General features: G+C 69.1%; 15 protein-coding genes and 1 pseudogene. 11 read left to right on the top strand and 5 right to left on the bottom strand.

What is annotated here, in order from left to right; all coding sequences use genetic code 11:
• Nucleotides 1-46 precede the first annotated feature (46 nt).
• The 4 genes from QEG98_RS08360 (at nt 47) to QEG98_RS08340 (ending at nt 3,033) form a co-directional block, all read left to right on the top strand.
• Nucleotides 47-532 carry a PaaI family thioesterase gene (locus QEG98_RS08360; RefSeq protein WP_090484353.1) on the top strand — a complete coding sequence of 162 codons (486 nt, stop codon included), beginning with the start codon at nt 47-49 and terminating at the stop codon, nt 530-532.
• Nucleotides 533-535: 3 nt separating this feature from the next.
• The gene (locus QEG98_RS08355) at nt 536-1,303 is read left to right on the top strand and encodes an RNA polymerase sigma factor (RefSeq protein WP_316566328.1); all 768 of its coding nucleotides are present in this window, start codon (nt 536-538) and stop codon (nt 1,301-1,303) included.
• Between the two features lie 270 nt (nt 1,304-1,573).
• Nucleotides 1,574-1,849, top strand: a complete 276-nt coding sequence (locus tag QEG98_RS08345; protein ID WP_316568086.1) for a hypothetical protein — start codon at nt 1,574-1,576, stop codon at nt 1,847-1,849.
• An 11-nt stretch (nt 1,850-1,860) separates the two neighbouring features.
• A complete protein-coding gene (locus QEG98_RS08340) occupies nt 1,861-3,033 on the top strand; it encodes an AraC family transcriptional regulator (RefSeq protein WP_316566327.1) in 1,173 nt (390 codons plus the stop codon).
• A gap of 50 nt (nt 3,034-3,083) precedes the next feature.
• On the opposite strand, the pseudogene QEG98_RS08335 reads toward QEG98_RS08340, so the two are convergent.
• Together QEG98_RS08335 and QEG98_RS08330 are read right to left on the bottom strand one after the other, a co-directional pair.
• A pseudogene (locus tag QEG98_RS08335) lies at nt 3,084-4,270 on the bottom strand (hypothetical protein).
• 48 nt (nt 4,271-4,318) lie between these two features.
• Entirely contained in the window at nt 4,319-4,987 is a 669-nt protein-coding gene (locus tag QEG98_RS08330) for an RNA polymerase sigma factor (protein ID WP_011551621.1), read from the bottom strand.
• A 432-nt stretch (nt 4,988-5,419) separates the two neighbouring features.
• Between QEG98_RS08330 and QEG98_RS08325 the strand changes: the two genes are divergently transcribed.
• From QEG98_RS08325 to QEG98_RS08305, 5 genes are all read left to right on the top strand, one after another.
• On the top strand, nt 5,420-6,127 hold the full coding sequence (locus tag QEG98_RS08325; protein WP_316566326.1) for a metallophosphoesterase: 708 nt from the start codon (nt 5,420-5,422) through the stop codon (nt 6,125-6,127).
• A 289-nt stretch (nt 6,128-6,416) separates the two neighbouring features.
• The gene (locus QEG98_RS08320) at nt 6,417-8,186 is read left to right on the top strand and encodes a vWA domain-containing protein (protein WP_316566325.1); all 1,770 of its coding nucleotides are present in this window, start codon (nt 6,417-6,419) and stop codon (nt 8,184-8,186) included.
• 30 nt (nt 8,187-8,216) lie between these two features.
• The gene (locus QEG98_RS08315) at nt 8,217-8,516 is read left to right on the top strand and encodes a hypothetical protein (RefSeq protein WP_316566324.1); all 300 of its coding nucleotides are present in this window, start codon (nt 8,217-8,219) and stop codon (nt 8,514-8,516) included.
• Between the two features lie 157 nt (nt 8,517-8,673).
• Nucleotides 8,674-9,204: a hypothetical protein gene (locus QEG98_RS08310; RefSeq protein ID WP_316566323.1), complete on the top strand. Its 531-nt coding sequence runs from the start codon at nt 8,674-8,676 to the stop codon at nt 9,202-9,204.
• A 10-nt stretch (nt 9,205-9,214) separates the two neighbouring features.
• Entirely contained in the window at nt 9,215-9,586 is a 372-nt protein-coding gene (locus QEG98_RS08305; protein ID WP_244171329.1) for a hypothetical protein, read from the top strand.
• A gap of 4 nt (nt 9,587-9,590) precedes the next feature.
• Here the strand turns inward: QEG98_RS08305 and QEG98_RS08300 are convergent, their stop codons facing one another.
• The 3 genes from QEG98_RS08300 to nfi all read right to left on the bottom strand — a co-directional run bounded on the left by QEG98_RS08300 (nt 9,591) and on the right by nfi (nt 13,454).
• On the bottom strand, nt 9,591-10,115 hold the full coding sequence (locus QEG98_RS08300; RefSeq protein WP_316566322.1) for a DUF2267 domain-containing protein: 525 nt from the start codon (nt 10,113-10,115) through the stop codon (nt 9,591-9,593).
• An 89-nt stretch (nt 10,116-10,204) separates the two neighbouring features.
• Nucleotides 10,205-12,550 carry a GMC oxidoreductase gene (locus QEG98_RS08295; RefSeq protein ID WP_316566321.1) on the bottom strand — a complete coding sequence of 782 codons (2,346 nt, stop codon included), beginning with the start codon at nt 12,548-12,550 and terminating at the stop codon, nt 10,205-10,207.
• A 196-nt stretch (nt 12,551-12,746) separates the two neighbouring features.
• Nucleotides 12,747-13,454 carry a deoxyribonuclease V gene (gene nfi / locus QEG98_RS08290; protein ID WP_141591576.1) on the bottom strand — a complete coding sequence of 236 codons (708 nt, stop codon included), beginning with the start codon at nt 13,452-13,454 and terminating at the stop codon, nt 12,747-12,749.
• Between the two features lie 200 nt (nt 13,455-13,654).
• Here nfi and QEG98_RS08285 point away from each other — a divergent pair, with 200 nt between their 5' ends.
• Together QEG98_RS08285 and QEG98_RS08280 are read left to right on the top strand one after the other, a co-directional pair.
• The gene (locus QEG98_RS08285; protein WP_316566320.1) at nt 13,655-14,809 is read left to right on the top strand and encodes a hypothetical protein; all 1,155 of its coding nucleotides are present in this window, start codon (nt 13,655-13,657) and stop codon (nt 14,807-14,809) included.
• A gap of 144 nt (nt 14,810-14,953) precedes the next feature.
• Complete coding sequence (locus QEG98_RS08280) at nt 14,954-16,261, top strand: S8 family peptidase (protein WP_316566319.1); 1,308 nt, start codon at nt 14,954-14,956, stop codon at nt 16,259-16,261.
• The last annotated feature ends 108 nt before the right edge of the window (nt 16,262-16,369 follow it).

The following is a 16,369-nucleotide window of genomic DNA, read 5'->3' as shown; positions in this document are numbered from 1 at the left end:
CTCGGCCCCCAAGGCATGCGGTGCGCTTATATAATGGTGCGACTCCATGTCCGACTCCACGTCCGGCGCCCCTTCGAGGCCTTCCCAGGCTGACCTGGACCGTTACGCCGAGCAGTTCTCCCAGAGCCTCACCCTGCGCCTCTTCGGCGCGCAACTCAGCTTTCCGGAGGGCCGGAAGGTGGTCGTCACCATCCCCGAACTTCGGCCCGAACACCGGGGCGGCGCCGGCAGCGCCAGCGCCGTCAACGGAGGCATCCTCGCCGCCCTCTTCGACTACGCCGTGGGCTGCACCGGCGCCCTGGTGGACCCGGGCCGGCGCTGCGCCACCGTGCAGTTGTCCATGAGCTTCGAGCGCGCCGTCACCGGCGACAGTCTGCGCGTGGAGTCCGAAATCGACAGCCAGACGGTGTCCCTCCTCTTCGCCACCGCCCGGGTGTACGACGGTGAAGGCCGTGTGTGCGGCCGCTGCCAGGGCGTGGTGAAGCTCTCCAACCTCCGCTGGGCGTCGGGAGACAGTCCCGCCGTCAACTGACCCTTGCCCACCCCGCCCCACATCTTCCCTGCCCCCATCGATATGTCCGCGCCGGACACACGTTCAGGGGACACCGGGGAGCAGGCGTGCTCCCCGGACGCCTCTGAGCGACGGGAAGACGGCATGAGTGCAGCCGTGCAGGGCCTGCGGATGACGACGCTGCGATTGTCAAAGGAAGCCGACGAGCCAGCCGAGGCGACGGCGCCCGGGGAGGACGAAGCCCTCCTCGCGCGGCGCGCCCTGGCGGGTGAGAGGGCGGCCTGGGACGCGCTGGTCGCACGCCATCACCGGCGGGTCGTGGTATCGCTGCTCGCACGTGGCGTCCGGGTGGACCGGGCGCAAGAGCTGGCCCAGGAGACCTGGGCGCGGCTCATCCAGCAACAGCAGCGCGGGCTGCTGACGGAGCTTCGCCTGCCCAACCTCGCCCTCACCCAGGCGGCCTTCCTGGCCGCGGACGACGCACGACGGGCCCGTCGCGAGTCCATTGCCGGAGCGGTGGATGAATTGCCGGAGCGTCACCACCCGGTGGACCCGTCCGTGTCCGCGGAGCGGCGCCTGCTGACCGAGGAGCAACTCTCCCGCGCCCATGCCGCGCTGGCGCAGGTGTCTCCCAGCGCACGAAACGTCTTCCTCCTGGCCTGTGACGGTCAGGAGCTCCCTCATGCCGCAATCGCCTCACGCGTTGGCCTGTCGGTCCAGCGCGTGCGGCAAATCCTGTGCGAGGTCCGCAAGAAGCTGCGCACCGCGCTTGAGGAGGAAACCCATGCTTAAGCCCCACCTCACCCGCGACTCCGCGGAGCAGTACATCCTGGGGGCGCTGGCACCAGAGAAGGCCGCGAGCCTCGAGGCGCACACGCTGGAATGTGATCCGTGCGCCCGCCTGCTCCAGGAAGAAGCCCTGCTGTCGGAGCAACTCCACGAAGTCGCCAACACCTATGCGCCCGCCGTCCACGTCCTCCGCCCGGCCCGCTGGGAGACTCGGCGTCTCACGGCCGGCCGGCCGGTGCCGCACTGGCCGCGGCAGCGGCCTGGGCCTTCGTCGTGTTGCCCGGTGGACGGCAACCGCCCGACGCGCCCAGGACGCTGGCCCTTCATGTCGAGCCGCCCTCGGTGGAATTGGAGCTGGAGGTCGCCGAGCCTCACTCCATCGTCGTGGCGTGCCCGGACCTGGCCACACAGGCGTCCTGCACCCAGGCGGCCGAGGAGCGTGGGCTGCTCGTCCAATATCCCTGGGGCACGGGTGAAGTCCCGCGCTATGAGGCCCGCACTGGCCTCCCCGAGGGTGCGCTGAGCGCGCGCCGCCCCGTGTCGCTGTGAGGATTCCCGTCATGGACTTCCGGAAGAAACTCGCCGCCCTGCTGCTCGCGCTGGCCTCCACCGGGGCCAGTGCGCAGCCGTCGGAAGGCGCCCAGAAGCTGCCAGTGGGCTGGTATGTGACGGAGAGCGCCCCCAAGCGCTACGAGGCCGGCGTGGACAGCAGCGCCACGTGCGAAGGCAACCGCAGCGCCTATCTGCGCTCGCTGTCGCCGGATGAGAATGGCTACGGCACCTTCATGCAGGCCTTCGGCGCGCATGACTTCCGGGGCAAGCGGCTGCGCTTCTCCGGCGCGCTCCGCATCAAGGACGTGGAGGGCTGGGCAGGCCTGTGGATGCGCGTGGAAGGGCCCGACCCGAAGCAGCCCCTGGCCTTCGACAACATGCAGTCGCGCGCCCTGGTGGGCACCGCGGGCTGCAAGCGCTACGACGTGGTGCTGGACGTCCCGAAGGAAGCCACCACCATCATGGCCGGCCTCATCATGAGCGGCACGGGACAGGCATGGCTGGACGGCGTGCGCTTCGAGGTCGTCGACACGTCCGTGCCGGTGACGGACCTGCTGGCCTCGCGGCCGGTGGTGGCCGCCGCCGGTCCTTCAGGACTGGAGGACGCACCCGCGCCGGTGGCGAGAAACGACCAACTGCCCCTGGGCCGCGTGGGTGACGTCTGGTTCAACCACGGCCGCATCGCCGCGGACAAGCCGTACACCCGGCGCAAGGACGGCGTCTGGGTGAGCATCCTCGGCGAGGAGGTCTACGAGCACGGCATCGCGGTGACGGGCACGCTGGGACAGCGCGCGCTCGAGCTGAAGCTGAAGGCCGGTGGACGGCGCACCGTCATCGAGGGGACGTGGGGTGAGGAGCCCGTCGACATCCAGCTCACGCCAGAGAAGCTCACCATGCGCTGGGGCCGCAACATGCGCGAGATGGCGCGACACCTGGACCCGCAGGTGGGTGCCACGTGCAACCGCTACCAGCGCACCGAGGGCCCCCGGGTGCTGGACCAACTGGACGTCTGCGGCGCGGCGCTCGGCACCCGCCCACCCAACGCGCAGCTCATCATCTCCTTCCTGGTGAATGGCTTCAGCCCCACGTTGCCGGCGGGGAGCCTTCCCATTCCGCGCCCCCCCGTGCGCAGCCGTCAGGCGCTCGACACGCAGCGGACCGCAATCCCCATGTCCCCCTGAGCGCGGAGGGCCCGTGACCACGGGCCCCGGCGTGAAACGGGGACCTCCCGTCAGAAGGCGAAGTCGCGCTCCAGGGTTTCGCTCCCCGCCTGCACGGACAGGTGGGCAGAGCGCGCGCCGGTGGACGACGCGGACGTCAAATCAAAGGCGATGCCCTCCGGCCCATGGGCCGGCTTGAGCGAGGGACGGCCAGGGCTCAGGAACACCGCCGCCGTCACGGTCCGGCCAGACAAGGGCTGCACCAGCAGGCGCACGCGCTGACGCTCGCGCACCAGCACCACGCGAAAGTCGCGGCGCTCATCCAGCACTTCGCGCTGCTCCGGCAGACGGGCGGCATGAGCGCGGTGGGAGACCGGCGCGCGCGAGGCGCGAGCGGAGCGGGCCACCGTCCCGTCCTCCTCCATGTCCAGCGCCTCCTCGATGGCCGCCTCGCCCTCGTCCAGCGCCAGCACGGCCTGGGCACACTCGCCGCAGCGCGCGGTGTGCGCATCCAGCCGGGTCCGCTCGTCCTCGGACAGCAGCCCCATGTCGAGGCGCCAGAGGTCGTCCGCGGTGAGGTGCCGGCGGGGGGCATGTCCACGGGCGCGGCATCCGCCATGTCCGCGCGGCACGCGTCGCATTCCTGAAGATGGGCCGTCAGCGTCTGGGGATTGGCCGTCCAGGTGGCGACCAGGTCATCGCAGCCGGCGCGCGCGGAGAACCACCAGGCGGCGTCCTGCTCGGCGAGCTCGAGGAGGTCGCGCTCCTGCCGGCGCTGCGGATTGAGTGGGATGAACCAACGCGCTCGAGAACGGAGTGCTGAGTCCAGACTCTGGAGCGCGGCGAGAAAGCGGTCTCGAAGCTGCGCGGACTCGCCGTCGAGGGCACCGTGAAAGCCCTCCCAGACGGCCAGGGCGTGTGCGGCGGAGGCGGCCCGGTCGCGAGCGGAAAGTCCCTCCAGCGCGGAGACCCGCCACATGTCCGCCTCTTCACCGCCGTCGAGCGCCACCTCGACAGCTTCTTCCGCGGCCCTCAGCAGCACCGGCTGCAGCGACTGGGGCTTCTGCGCCTTCAACCAGGCTTCTACCTGAGATCGACCCAGGCCCCGCAGGGCGGCGTCCACACCTTCGGTCTCCAACCGGGAGCGGCGGCGCAGCAGGTCCCCCGCCGCCTCGAGCACTTCACCGGGAGAAGCCGTGCCCGACAGGAGCTGCGAGCGGCGGGCGGAATAGCGGGACAGCGTATCTCCAACAATCATGGGTTCATTCCTCCTGGGTACCCCGGGTGTGGCGGGGAAGGAGGCGGCTCACGCTTCCTCCCCATGCGACTCGCGATGAAGGTCCAGCAGGTAGAGCTTGAGGTAGGCCTGGGCCCGGCTGACGCGCTTGTAGCTGTTCACCACGGTGATGCTCAGGCGCCGGGCACATTCTTCGTGATCCTCGACGTCTTCGTGGTGGTACAGGTCCCAAGCCGAAGCTTCCTTCGGGTGCTCCTGCTGGAGGCGGGCAAATGCCGCCCAATACAGCTCCTGGGCTTCGGCGCGCTCTTCACGCCGCTTCCCGAACTCGACGGCGCGAGCCACCTCGGAGGGTGGCTCTTCCATGGCGTCATCGGGGTCCGACGGAGGCGCCGCGAGCTCCTCGCGGTGCTTCCGGTAGAAGTCGATGGCCACGTGCTTGACGATGCGCAGGAAGAACGTCTTGGGAGACGCACTCCGGCCGGGCATCTGCTCCGACACGCCGCGGAACTGGTCCAGACCCCGGTCGATGAACTTCCCGACCGCGTCCTGGAAGAGCTCGTCCGCGTCCGCTGGGGAACCACGGCCGTAGCTCGCCTGAATCTTGCTGATGACGTACCGCGAGGGCCGGGCCCACCGCTGCACCAACGCCCCAAGCGGGCCTCCAACAGGCTCGCCAGTGGCGCGGCGGCGGACCACCTCCGCGAACAATTCGTCATCCGTGAGCTGCTCGTACACCGGAAGGACCTGGGGGCTGCGCCGGGGAAGTCGCCCCGGGATGTTGGGTTACGGGGATGTGGCGCGGCAAGGTACCACGTTGGCATCCGCAGGCAGCCTCCGAGACAAGCAGGGGGCGCCAACCCGGCGGAATCACCGGACAATTGGCACCCGCGAAGTCGGACGAAAGCCGCATGGCGTTCCTGACGGGATTTATAGAGCAGGCGTCAGGAACCGGGCCCCGGAAAATCACCTGTCAGGAACAGCGGGGGCCCGCGTCTTCGCCCCCATCGCTTTCGAGCGCCCGGCCGAAGCGGCCCTACAAGCCGTGGTTCGACTCCACACATATGCCCCATGGGCGTATGCCGACGGGTGGTCCGTCACTGATCCTGGAATCAGCCAACTGGCTTCTTCACTCGGGCGCTCATTTTTCCCTTCTTGAGGATTCGCGTCATGTCCCGCCGCACCATCGTCATCGGAGACCTTCACGGCTGCTACGACGAAGCCGTGGAGCTGCTCGGCAAGGTGGGCGCGACCTCCAGCGACCGGATCATCTTCGCGGGTGACCTGGTGGACCGGGGCCCGAAGCGCCGCGAGTGCGTGGAGTTGGCCATGCGGCACGAGGCCATCCTCGGCAACCACGAGGAGAAGCACCTCCAGCAGCGCCACCGGGCGGATGAGCGGTTGCATCCCGACCACCTCGAGACTCGCCGGGTGCTCCAACCCGGGCACTACGACTGGATGGCCCGGCTGCCTCGCTACCTGCGGCTGCCGGAGCACAACGCCATCGTGGTGCACGCCGGCATGCTGCCGGACCTGCCCGTCGAGAAACAGGACCCGTACCACCTGCTCCATGCCCAGTGCATCCGGCCCCCAGCAGCCAAGAGCTACTGGCCATCCAAGGCGCCTGAAGGCTGGACCTTCTGGACGCACCACTGGAAGGGGCCGGAGCGGGTCATCTTCGGTCACACCGTCTTCGACGCGCCGCTCGTCACCGAGCACGCGGTGGGTATCGACACCGGGTGCGTCTACGGACGGTCGCTGACGGCGGTGGTGCTCCCCACCTGGGAGCTCGTCTCGGTGCCAGCCCGGAGTACGTACCGGGGCGGCAAGGACGTGGCCCGGATTCCGGTCCACGGCGACGTGTCCGTCTTCTCGTAATCGATTTCGCGCCCGGCCGACGGGGTCCAACACGCAATACAGCTGTCGCGGGTTCGAATCCCGCCGGAGCCATTCGTGGCTCCGTAGCTCAGCGGTAGAGCACTGGGACCGTTAATCCAAGAACGGCCTCGTCACTCGGGCGCCCCCTTTCCTCCCCATCCTCACTTCGCACGGGCCGCCTTCGCTGAAGCGCAAGGCACTCGTGCGTCCACGCGCGGTGCACTCCGCTCGCTTCGTCGCGAGTGGTCCGCCCCGCGCCTGACCCGCGGCACGTCCCTAGGGGGACACCATGACGACCCAGACGCAGAACCCGAACGCGCTGCTGCCCGAGTCGCAGCGCGGTCCCGCCGAGCGCCTGCTGGACCTGGTGCTCGGAGGCTCCGCCCACCTGTGGCACAACCGGCCTGGCCTGGATGTGAATGGCACCTGGTACGCGGCGGCGCACGCCACGCCGTTCCAGCGTGAAAAGGGGCGTCCGGTGAAGCCGGGCCTCTTCGTGCCCGCCGCGGTGAAGCTCTACCGGCAGCTCCTGGACATCTACCGGCTCAACGCGGAGCTGATGGCGCACTTCGCGTCGTACGCGCTGACCCAGACGGACTGGCGCGACCTCAAGGTCGCGACGTGCGCGCTCATGCTGGTGCAGGAGCACGCGGGCCAGCCCGTGCGCGACGAACAGGGCGGCGTGGCGTTCCATGACGACGACTGGCGAGCCATTGGCGAGGCGATGGTGCTCCACTACGAGCGCAAGTCGACGCGCATGCTCACGCCCAAGGCCGTGCTGCGCGTGGCGGAGCTGCTGGAGCATCCGGAGATCGCTCGGCTCAACCGCGAGGCGGGCTTTGGTGACCCGGCGTCCCGAAAGGCGCCGCTGGGCCGCTGGAAGCGCGTGGCGTCGAAGTGGCTGGCGGCGCGTGAGGCCAACATGCCCATGCTCCAGGGCCTGGTGAAGGCAGGCTACAAGGAGACGCTGAAGAAGCTGGCGCGCAAGGCGGGCTACAAGCCGCGCGCGCAGGGCTTCTTCGAGGTGCTCGGCTGGAAGCAGAAGCAGTCCGCGCAGGGCCACCGCGAGGTGGGCCTGAATGGGCTGACGCTGGTCAAGCGCGAGCGCTTCGACGGCCTGTCGGAGGCGGAAATCTGCGAGTGGATCGACCTGGAGCGCCTCTCCTACAAGGAGGTCGTGGGCCGACTGCCGAAGGACGTGGGTCTCACGCCGGCCATCATGGCGGCGCTGCTGCCCTCGCTGTCGGACCGTGACCTGCGGCTGATGACGCCCACGCTCGAGGAACTGGGCCTGCTGACGGACCCGGCCATCCGCGCGCGCTGGGAGAAGGCGGTGCACACGGCCACGGACCAGCGGGCGCTGAACATCGCGAAGAACGTCCGCAGCGCGGTGCTGCGACGCAAGCTGGAGGAGGCCAGCGACAACGCGGCACGGCAGGCGGTGGCGGAGGCGACGGCGGAGACCGACGTGCGGGTGATGTTCCTCATCGACAAGTCGGGCTCCATGGAAGGGGCCATCGAGCGTTCGAAGGAGGCGCTGTCGCGCATCCTCGCGGGCTTCCCGATGGACAAGCTGCACATCGCCGCGTTCGACACCCTGGGCACGGTGCTGCGTCCCAAGGCCGCCAACCGCATCGCCGTCCAGCACATGCTGGCGGGGCTGCGGGCGTCGGGTGGAACGGCGCACGCGTCCGCGGTGTACGCGCTGCATCGTGACGGCGTTCGCGTGCCGGAAGACGCGAAGCTGGTGGTCATCGTGGTGGGAGACGAGGCCGGAGAGGCAGGCGACCAGTTCGCCCGGGCATTCCGTGACCTCCGCATCCCGGTGTCGGCGATGGCCCTGCTGGTGTCGGTGGCACATGCGCGGGGCTCGACGGTTCGAACCTGCGCCGCGCAGTTGCGAGTGCCCTTCAGCGAGGTGAACGTGGACCAGTTCGAGGACCCGTACCAGGTCCCCCGGGTGCTCAAGGCGCTGATGGATGCGCCCACGCTGCCCGGAACCGCCCAGTCCGGCTGGGTGGAGCGGGTGATGCGCACGCCGCTGCTGAAGGTGGCGTGAAGCCAACGCAGTGAGGAAGGAGGAGGCGTCGTGGACTACCGGAAGTTCCTCGGGAAGGTGGAGTCGGTGGTGCTGCCGTATCTGGGCGGTGGCACCGTGGATTCCGCCTCGCGACGCCTCCGTGTCACCACCCCGGTCACCCCGGGGTGGTGGCGCTTCGAAGTGAAGGGACGAGACGCCACGCCGCGTGAACCCTCCGAGCCCGAGTGCCTGGAGGCGCTGCCGCGCGTGCGGGGCCATGCCTGGGGACGCCGGCTGGTGCGAGAGGGCGCCGTGGCGGAGCCCCTGGAGCTGATGCCGGAGGAGGAGCCGCCGCGCCGGCGCCGGTGAGCGCGCGCCGATGGTTTGACGGCGCCCTGCTCTTCGAAGGCGTGGATTTCGAAAGCGAAGCCGAGGGCGCGGCACGCCTCGCGCTGGAGCAGAACCAACCCCTCGCCCACATTCGGGGCGTGAGCGCCCCCTGCGGGCCGCGTTTGGCTACGCCCTGGTGGAGCGAGTCTCGCGCGACGTGGGCATCCGCTTCGCACCCGCCGAGGTCCGAGGCCGGATACTCGCGGTGGCGGAGGGCGGCCGCGCTCCGGCGGAGGATTGCCTGCGGCGTCTGAACCATGAACGTGAGGCCCAGGCGGCACGGACGCGACAGGAGCGAGAGGACGCCGAGCGGAGGGCCCGGTCCGCGGAGTTGATTGAGGAAGCCCAGCGACGCATGGCCCGTCTGGCGCCGCGGGGCGTCCGCGGGAATCCGAGGGAGGACGGCATGCAGCGCGCACAGCAGGCGCTGCTGAACGCGGGCGCTCGTCCGCTGGACCTGCGGCGGCTCGCGGGCCAGCGATTGGAGGTGACGTATGCCTTCATGGGGGAGCGCTTCGTCTCCATCGTCGCGGCGGACTCGCTCCAGGTCCTGGACGCGGGCATCTGCCTGGCTGGTGCGGACGGAGATGTCACGCTGGAGAGCCTGCCGTCCGTCATTCGCGAGGCCATTGAAACGGATGTCCTGGTGGTGACCCGGCATGCATGAGGAGACGGACATGTCCACACGAGAGGTCTGCCTGCTCATCGGCCACGGCGACGAAGTGCTGTGGTGCGACGCGTCCGACAGTCCGAATCAACTGCCCGACTCACGCGCCCGCTGGGAAGCCATCTGGCGGCTGCGTGACGTCCTTGAAGAGGTGGCGCACAGCCACCCCGACGGACCACTCGGCTTCTCCGCCGAGGATGAAAGCACCATGGCCGCGCTCACCTCCGCGCTCGGGAAGCCCCTGCGCTTCTCCGTCGTGGCGCCCGAGGGCATGGTGGCGCGGCTGCGAGGCCGAGACGTCCTGGTGGCGGCCGAGCCCTGGTGGGCCGAGGCGCTTCGCAGCGCCTCCGGCATCCGCCACACCCCCAGCGGCCTCGCTTGAGTCCTCAGACGGTGCGCGTCCAGAGGTCGCGGATGTCCTGCGGGAGCTGGCCCATGACGTCCTCGGACTCCCCTTCGGTTATCTGGTGGCGGACGGCATCCATCACCGCGCGAACCACCGGCTCCACCGCGTCTGGATGAAGGCTCAGGTCCTCCCCGACCCGACGCAGAAGGTGCTCGCGGTGGAACTTGGGAGGCAGCTCTTCCTCGTGCTTCTCACAGCGGTGCAGCAGCAGGGTCAGCTTGCGAGGAAGCTGGTCCTCCAGGTCGCTTGCCTCCTCACTGAGGATTCGCTGTTCCAGAGCGCAGAGGACGGACACCGCGGCCTTCTCGGCCACGGCGGGTGACATGCCGCCTCGCTCGCACAGGTGCTTGATGAAGGTCGCGTACGTCTGGCTCGTGCGTGACTCGTGCCGCAGCCGCCTGCGGACCTCGATGGGCGTATCCCGGCGGCTGGTCTGACGCTCGCTGCCCTGCGGAGCGCCCTTTCCCTGCTCACGGTCATTGGGCATGGGCTGTCCTTCCTTCATGAAATGGCGTGTGCGCCTCACGGTGCCCACGCCATCCAGAAGGAGCACGACGTAGCGGCACGAAAGCCGTGCCGCCGCCTCCCCGCTCGCTACGCGGCCTTGCTGCGCACGTACGTCTCGAAGAGTTCCCCGAAGAAGAAACGCCCGAAGCGGGCGAGCGCGGCCAGCCGCTGCACCGTGCCCTGGGCATGGAGCACCCGTAGGGTGGAGAGCTGCACGGCGAAGTCCTTGGCGTTCAGCCGCAGGTAGCCCCGGAAGATGCAGGGCCCCGAAGCGTCCTCGCCACGGTAGATGGACACCAGGAGCCGCGTGGTGTCCACCCACAGGTCCGGACCGTCGTCGTCATGGACGTCCTTGTAGCCGTCGACGAAGAAGCGCTCGCCGGACTCGGAGACCAGCGGAAGCTGGTAGCGCATCCGCCGTCCGCCAGGACGAGCGCCCTCGTGGGTCATCAGGTGCAGCACGCCCTGCTCCACCGTCATCGGACGGGAGGACAGCACGGGCGCCACCACGCAGCCCGACAGCTGCATGGGGTGCAGCGGATGCGCGAGCGTCTCCTCCAGGTCCCGTGAGTCCACCGTGACAATGAAGCGGAACGGCGACGTATCCCTGCGCGCGGGGTCCCCGGCTCGCAGGAAGTCCTCGTCGGCCCCCGCGGAGATGTAGCCGTACATGGTCTCGGTGAACTGCACGGCCAGGGGCTGCGTGGGCCGCGGACCCGGTGCCTCCGGAACCGGCGAATAGTCCACGCTCCAACCGTGTCGCCGGGCCATCAGCGCCACGGTGCGCTCCGCCACCGCGGAGATGGTGAGCAGCGGGTTGATGCCCAGCGGCCTCGGAATCACGGAGCCGTCGCTGACGTAGAGGCCCTCGTGGACCTCCGTGCCCTCGGGCCCCGCGAAGACGCGGCCCTCGTGGTCCACCACGCCCTCCTCCGCGCGCTCGCCCATGGCGCACCCGCCCAAGGGATGGGTGCACAGCAGTTCGTGGCCGGTGAGCTTGTTCCAGAGCGGATTGCGCACGAAGGTTCCGCCCAGCGCCTCCGTGGCGCGGCGTAGGCGTTCATCCACCCGCGTGAAGACGGCCTGCCTCCCCGCGCCCGGCCAGTGGACACGGACCCGGTCGCCCGACAGGCGCAGTTCACCCGCGCCGTCATCATGGGACATCACGAGGAACGTCTGCGTGTTGCGCATGGCCCCGTGGTACGGGCCGCGCACGGCACTGTCCGCGATGCGCGCCAGTTCCCCAACCCGGTCGAAGGCGCCCCGGTCCGTGTCCTGCCCGGCGAGGGCCGACGCAGCGGCGAGCAGCGCCGTCACGGGGCGCGCGAGCGCGGCGGGAATCGCGCCGTTCTCGATGATCATGCCGTCTTCCTGCCGCAGCGTGGCCCGGTCATCGATGATACCGGTGATGGTGGGGCCCACGGGCTCGCGCCCCGCGGAGGGCGCCTCGCCCAGACCCACGCCATGGACAGGGACGTCCGTGTTGTAGCCGAACGCCATCACGTCCCCGTTGTTGCTGAAACGCTGGCCCAGACGCCCGGAGAGGGACAGCCCCAGCGCCTTCGAGCGAAGCAGGAGCTCCGCGGTGCCCATCGTCCCCGCCGCGAGGATGACGCGGTCGGCGGTCAACCACAGGTCTGGCGCATCGAACCGCTCGCGGCCGGCGTTCATCGGCCGGTAGTACACGCGCCACCGGGCACCATCGCGCGCCAGGTAGCGCACGCCCACCTCGCTGAAGAGCTTCGCCCCATGGCGGTGCGCGTCCGGCAGGTAGTTCATCAGCACGGAGTTCTTCGCGCCGAAGTTGCAGCCCGTCATGCAGTCACCGCACAACGTGCAAGCGCCCTGACGCACCCCCGCGGCGTTGACGCCCTCCTCGAAGGTGACGGCCAGGGGTGGCCGGCGAAAGGTGCCGCCCAGCTTCTCCGCCGATTTCGCCAGCGCCGACAACGTGGCCAGCGGCGGCGCGGACTCCGGATAGGGCAACGGCCGCAGCATGTGCTCGGCCCAAGCGAAGCCGTCCTCCAGCAAGCCGTCCACGTCGGCGCGGAACGCGTCCGGCCAACGCCCGTCCAGGAACACGCGAGGGTCCGGCCGCATGGCCACGTTGGCATTGATGAGCGACGTCCCGCCCAGGCCGCAGCCTGTGACGACGGAGACGTCCCCGCCCCGGTGGAGCTCGAACAAGGCCGTCGGACTGCCCACATCGCCGGCGGCCTCGGGGTCGAAGTGAACCTGGAACTCGGACATGAACTCGGCGTCCGTGCGCGGGTAGTCACCGGGCAGGAGTTCCCGGCCTCGCTCCAGGACACAGACCTGCTGGCCCGCGCGTGCCAACCGGCTGGCGGTGATGGCCCCTCCGTACCCCGAGCCCACCACCACCACGGCGTAATGCGACGCCAGCTCACTCCAAGGTGACGACAACCTCCGCATTCGCGCTCCCAATGACATCTCCCGCCCTGGCCCCAGCCCCTTTTCGCGGCCTGAGGTGCTACCGCCAGTACGGGCTGGCGGGAAGGGCGGACAGGGAGACAGACGCCCGAGCCGCCGTTCCTTGAGGCCCCAGGCGAGGGAGCCACCTCCGGACATAGAGTCGGTTGGGACGGCGGTCAAAATCAGGGGCCGGCACCTACTCCAGTTCGGCGCCCTCTCCGTCCGCGCGCCGGAGTGCGTTGACCAACCGGTGCGCATGCCGCGTGGTCTCCGGCTCGCGGTACTTCGGGCTCACCTTGAGCACCCACTCCACCGCCGTGGGCAGGTCCATCAGGTGGCCCGGGGACACGTAGACGGGCTGCACGCCCTTGCGCGTACGCACCGCCATGCCCACGACCTCGCCCCGGTGCATGAGGGGCGCGGTGGAGCCTCTCGCCTCGCCCAGCGGTCCATGCGTCCCCACCAGCAGGGACTTGGCACAGCCGATGGATGGCACGCCGAACAGCAACCCTCCGTGACACGCAATCCCCATGCGCCGGGGATGGGCGGTGCCTTGTCCATCGAAGATGACCACGTCGGGGCGCACCGTGAGCCGTTCCCAGGCAGCGGCGATGATGGGCAGCTCGCGAAAGGACAGCAGGCCCGGCACGTAGGGAAAGTGCAACGTCACCACGGCCTCAGACTGGGCCACCGGCGCCAACGTCTCCACGTCCAGGACGACGAACCCACCAAAGCCGGTGTCCTTCCCCTTCTCCGTGGAGATGTCCGCGCCCGCGATGCGCTCCACCTTCAGTCCAGGGGGCGGCCGGAGCACCAACTGCTCACGCAGCCGGCGCTGCAACTCCACCGCCTCCGAAGGCGTGACGTCCCACCGGCTCACCTCGGGCTGAAGCTCCATGCACACGCAACCTCCACTGCCAATCTGAAGGCTCTGACCTCAAGGGCAACCCATGACGTCCCTTCAGCGTGGACTGGTGAACTGGCCGTGCCCCTTTGGAACCCGCGACCCTCCACGCGCGAGAAGAAACCGCTGAGCCTGTCCTGGCGACCGGCGAGCCCACTGGATGACCTTGGCCATACGCGTGCGTGCTCAGCTCTCCGCCCATGCCACGACCCACCCACGCCCGCTTCCGCCGGACGGGCCTTCCCCTCCTGGCGCTCTGTGCATGCCTGGTCGGCAGCGCAAGAACGGAGAGCCCGGTAGGGAGCGACCATGCGCCGCCCCGCCCTCCTTCCGCATCCCAGGGACACGGACAGCTCTCCGCATCCGCGCTGGACGCACTGGAACAGCGCATCCTCAGCAAGGGGTGCGAGACGATGTTGCTCGGCGATGCGAAGCGCCGCTTCGTCGAGTCACAGCTCCTCTGCGATGGCCACCTGTCCTTCATCCTCGTTCAGGCGGCGTTGGACGGCCATCCCCTGCCGGACACGCAGCGACGACTGCATGCGCTCCTCGCGGACGCGCTGGGACGTGCCCGGGCCCCCTTCATGCGCGGTGGGACGGACGTCGTCCTGGGCCACTCCCTGCCACGGAGCATCCTCTACCGGGGCTATGTGCTGCTGATGCTCGCGGGCATCGAACGCGCGGGCATGCAGGACGCTGCGTCCACGGCGCTCTTCGATGCCCTGGCCAGCCAGGTCGTGAAGGCGCTCGAACACCAGTTGCTGCTGCCCAGCTTCAGTACCTCCATCTGGCCGTGTGACAGTGCGCCGGCCGCCGCGGCGCTGCTGCTCCATGGCCGGCTGCGAGGCCATGCGCCCTCCGAGGCCGCGGCAGACCGGCTCATCGCGCGACTGGTGGAACTGTCCGCCCTGCCCTCGGGCTTTCCCACCCGGGTCGACGCGAAGGGACGCGTCGTGGAGCGTACGCAACGGGCCACCACGCTCGCGTGGACGGGCGCCTTCCTCGCCATGGCCGCGCATCCCGCTGCGGGAACCTTCACCGCCACCCTGGTGCGGGATTACTGCGCTCGGCCCGCGGGCGCGCTCCTACCGCTGGCGGCCTGCCGGGAGTGGCCTCGCGGAGTGAAGGGGAAGGAGGACTCCGCCAGCGGTCCGCTCGTCTTTGGCGGCTACTCCGTGGGCGCGAGCGCGCTGGCCATCGCCGCGACGCGACTCTCCGACGCGCATGGCACGTGGCATGCCCACCTGGTGAACGCAGCACGAGAGATGGGCATCAACGACATCCTGTCACGCCCCGGGAAACGTCCACTCGAAGCAGTCTTGTACGAATGGGGAACCACCATTCGTCCTTGGTAGGTCATGGCCAGACATCGCGCCTTGGAGCGCCATGGCATGTTCAATCACGGACCGCCGTCTCATCCCTCCGGGTTGATTCATGAATAAGCCGTTTTTGATGTACACCCGTTTTACCCATCACAACCATTTTCCTCTGGGTAAAACATGAATCGACACACACTGAAGCTCTTCGTCTCCGTGGGCATGATGTTGCTGATGGGGGCGTGCGCATCGCGGCAGGTGCCCTGCAAGGACCGCACGGCCAGCAGGCCCACGATGGGCCAGAAGCAGACCGGCAAGTTCATCACTGTCCGAAAGAAGATTCCGGGTGAATACATTGTCGTCCTGAAGTCACCCGCACAAAGCCTGGAACAGGTCGAGGTCCAGCAAGCCACGACGAGCCTCACCACGGCTTACGGTGGCACTGCATTCGCGATGTATGAGAATGCGTTGCGTGGTTTCGCGGCCAAGATGACGGAAACCCAGGCGCGGGCCATGGCGAACGACCCCGCAGTGGACTACGTGCAAGAGAATGGCGTGGTCAAAATCGCCGAAAGCCAGCAGGGTCCCACGTGGGGCATCGACCGGATGGACCAGCGCAAGCTCCCGCTGGACAAGGTCTACACCTTCACCGCGACGGGCCAGGGCGTGCACATCTACATCCTGGACACCGGTGTGCGCTTCTCGCACCGGGAGTTCGGTGGCCGGGCCTCCATCGGCTACGACGCCATTGGCGACAGCATGCGGGGCAATGACTGCAACGGCCACGGGACACACGTCGCGGGCACGGCGGCGGGCGCCTCCTACGGCCTGGCCCGCAACGCGATTGTCCATTCCGTCCGCGTGCTGGGCTGTGACGGCTCCGGAGCCACCTCTGGCGTCATTGAGGGCATCGACTGGGTGACCCGGAATCACGTCTCGCCCGCCGTCGCGAACATGAGTCTGGGCAGCGACGAGGACCCGGCGCTCGACGACGCGGTTCGCCGCTCCATCGCCGCGGGGGTCACCTACGTCGTCGCCGCGGGCAACGAAGACAACGACGCCTGCAAGCACTCCCCCGCCCGTGCGCCGGAGGCCATCACCGTTGCCGCCACCGACAGCAAGGACAAGCGCGCCACCTTCTCCAACTGGGGGGACTGCGTGGACGTCTTCGCGCCGGGGAACAAAATCAAGTCCTCCTGGCACTACGGCGACCGCGAGAGCCGGGAGATGAGCGGCACCTCCATGGCCACCCCTCACGTGACGGGACTGGCCGCGCTGTTCCTCGAGGTGAATCCCACGGCGAAGCCCGAGACGGTCGCCAATGCGGTGTTCACCAACGCCACCGAGAACACGGTGTCCAACCCGGGCTGGTGCTCGCCCAACCTGATGGCGTACTCGGGCTTCATCACCGCGCTCCCAGGGTTGCCCGTCGTGCAGCTCAAGGACTTCCTGCCCAAGCCCGCCGTGGTCAGCAGCAGCGAGCCGCGGTAGGCGTCTTCCCTGGCAGCCCGGCTTCCCGTGAGGGGAGCCGGGCCCCGGTTGGCAACACCGCTGGCCGGTATCGTCAGGAGCCTGCCCCCATTGCCGTCCCGGCGTGAG

The organism is Myxococcus sp. MxC21-1, assembly GCF_032612255.1.
Classification (GTDB): domain Bacteria; phylum Myxococcota; class Myxococcia; order Myxococcales; family Myxococcaceae; genus Myxococcus; species Myxococcus virescens.
The sequence above is the reverse complement of the archived record's forward strand: the minus strand, read 5'-3'. Positions and strand labels throughout refer to the sequence as shown.

What these genes read in the sequence shown, in the direction of transcription:
- QEG98_RS08300 (WP_316566322.1), bottom strand. Translation starts at nt 10,115, where the DNA reads ATGAAGGAAGGACAGCCCATGCCCAATGACCGTGAGCAGGGAAAGGGC.
- QEG98_RS08340 (WP_316566327.1), top strand. Translation starts at nt 1,861, where the DNA reads ATGGACTTCCGGAAGAAACTCGCCGCCCTGCTGCTCGCGCTGGCCTCC.
- QEG98_RS08325 (WP_316566326.1), top strand. Translation starts at nt 5,420, where the DNA reads ATGTCCCGCCGCACCATCGTCATCGGAGACCTTCACGGCTGCTACGAC.
- QEG98_RS08320 (WP_316566325.1), top strand. Translation starts at nt 6,417, where the DNA reads ATGACGACCCAGACGCAGAACCCGAACGCGCTGCTGCCCGAGTCGCAG.
- QEG98_RS08295 (WP_316566321.1), bottom strand. Translation starts at nt 12,550, where the DNA reads ATGCGGAGGTTGTCGTCACCTTGGAGTGAGCTGGCGTCGCATTACGCC.
- QEG98_RS08305 (WP_244171329.1), top strand. Translation starts at nt 9,215, where the DNA reads ATGTCCACACGAGAGGTCTGCCTGCTCATCGGCCACGGCGACGAAGTG.
- QEG98_RS08285 (WP_316566320.1), top strand. Translation starts at nt 13,655, where the DNA reads ATGCCACGACCCACCCACGCCCGCTTCCGCCGGACGGGCCTTCCCCTC.
- QEG98_RS08280 (WP_316566319.1), top strand. Translation starts at nt 14,954, where the DNA reads ATGAATCGACACACACTGAAGCTCTTCGTCTCCGTGGGCATGATGTTG.
- QEG98_RS08360 (WP_090484353.1), top strand. Translation starts at nt 47, where the DNA reads ATGTCCGACTCCACGTCCGGCGCCCCTTCGAGGCCTTCCCAGGCTGAC.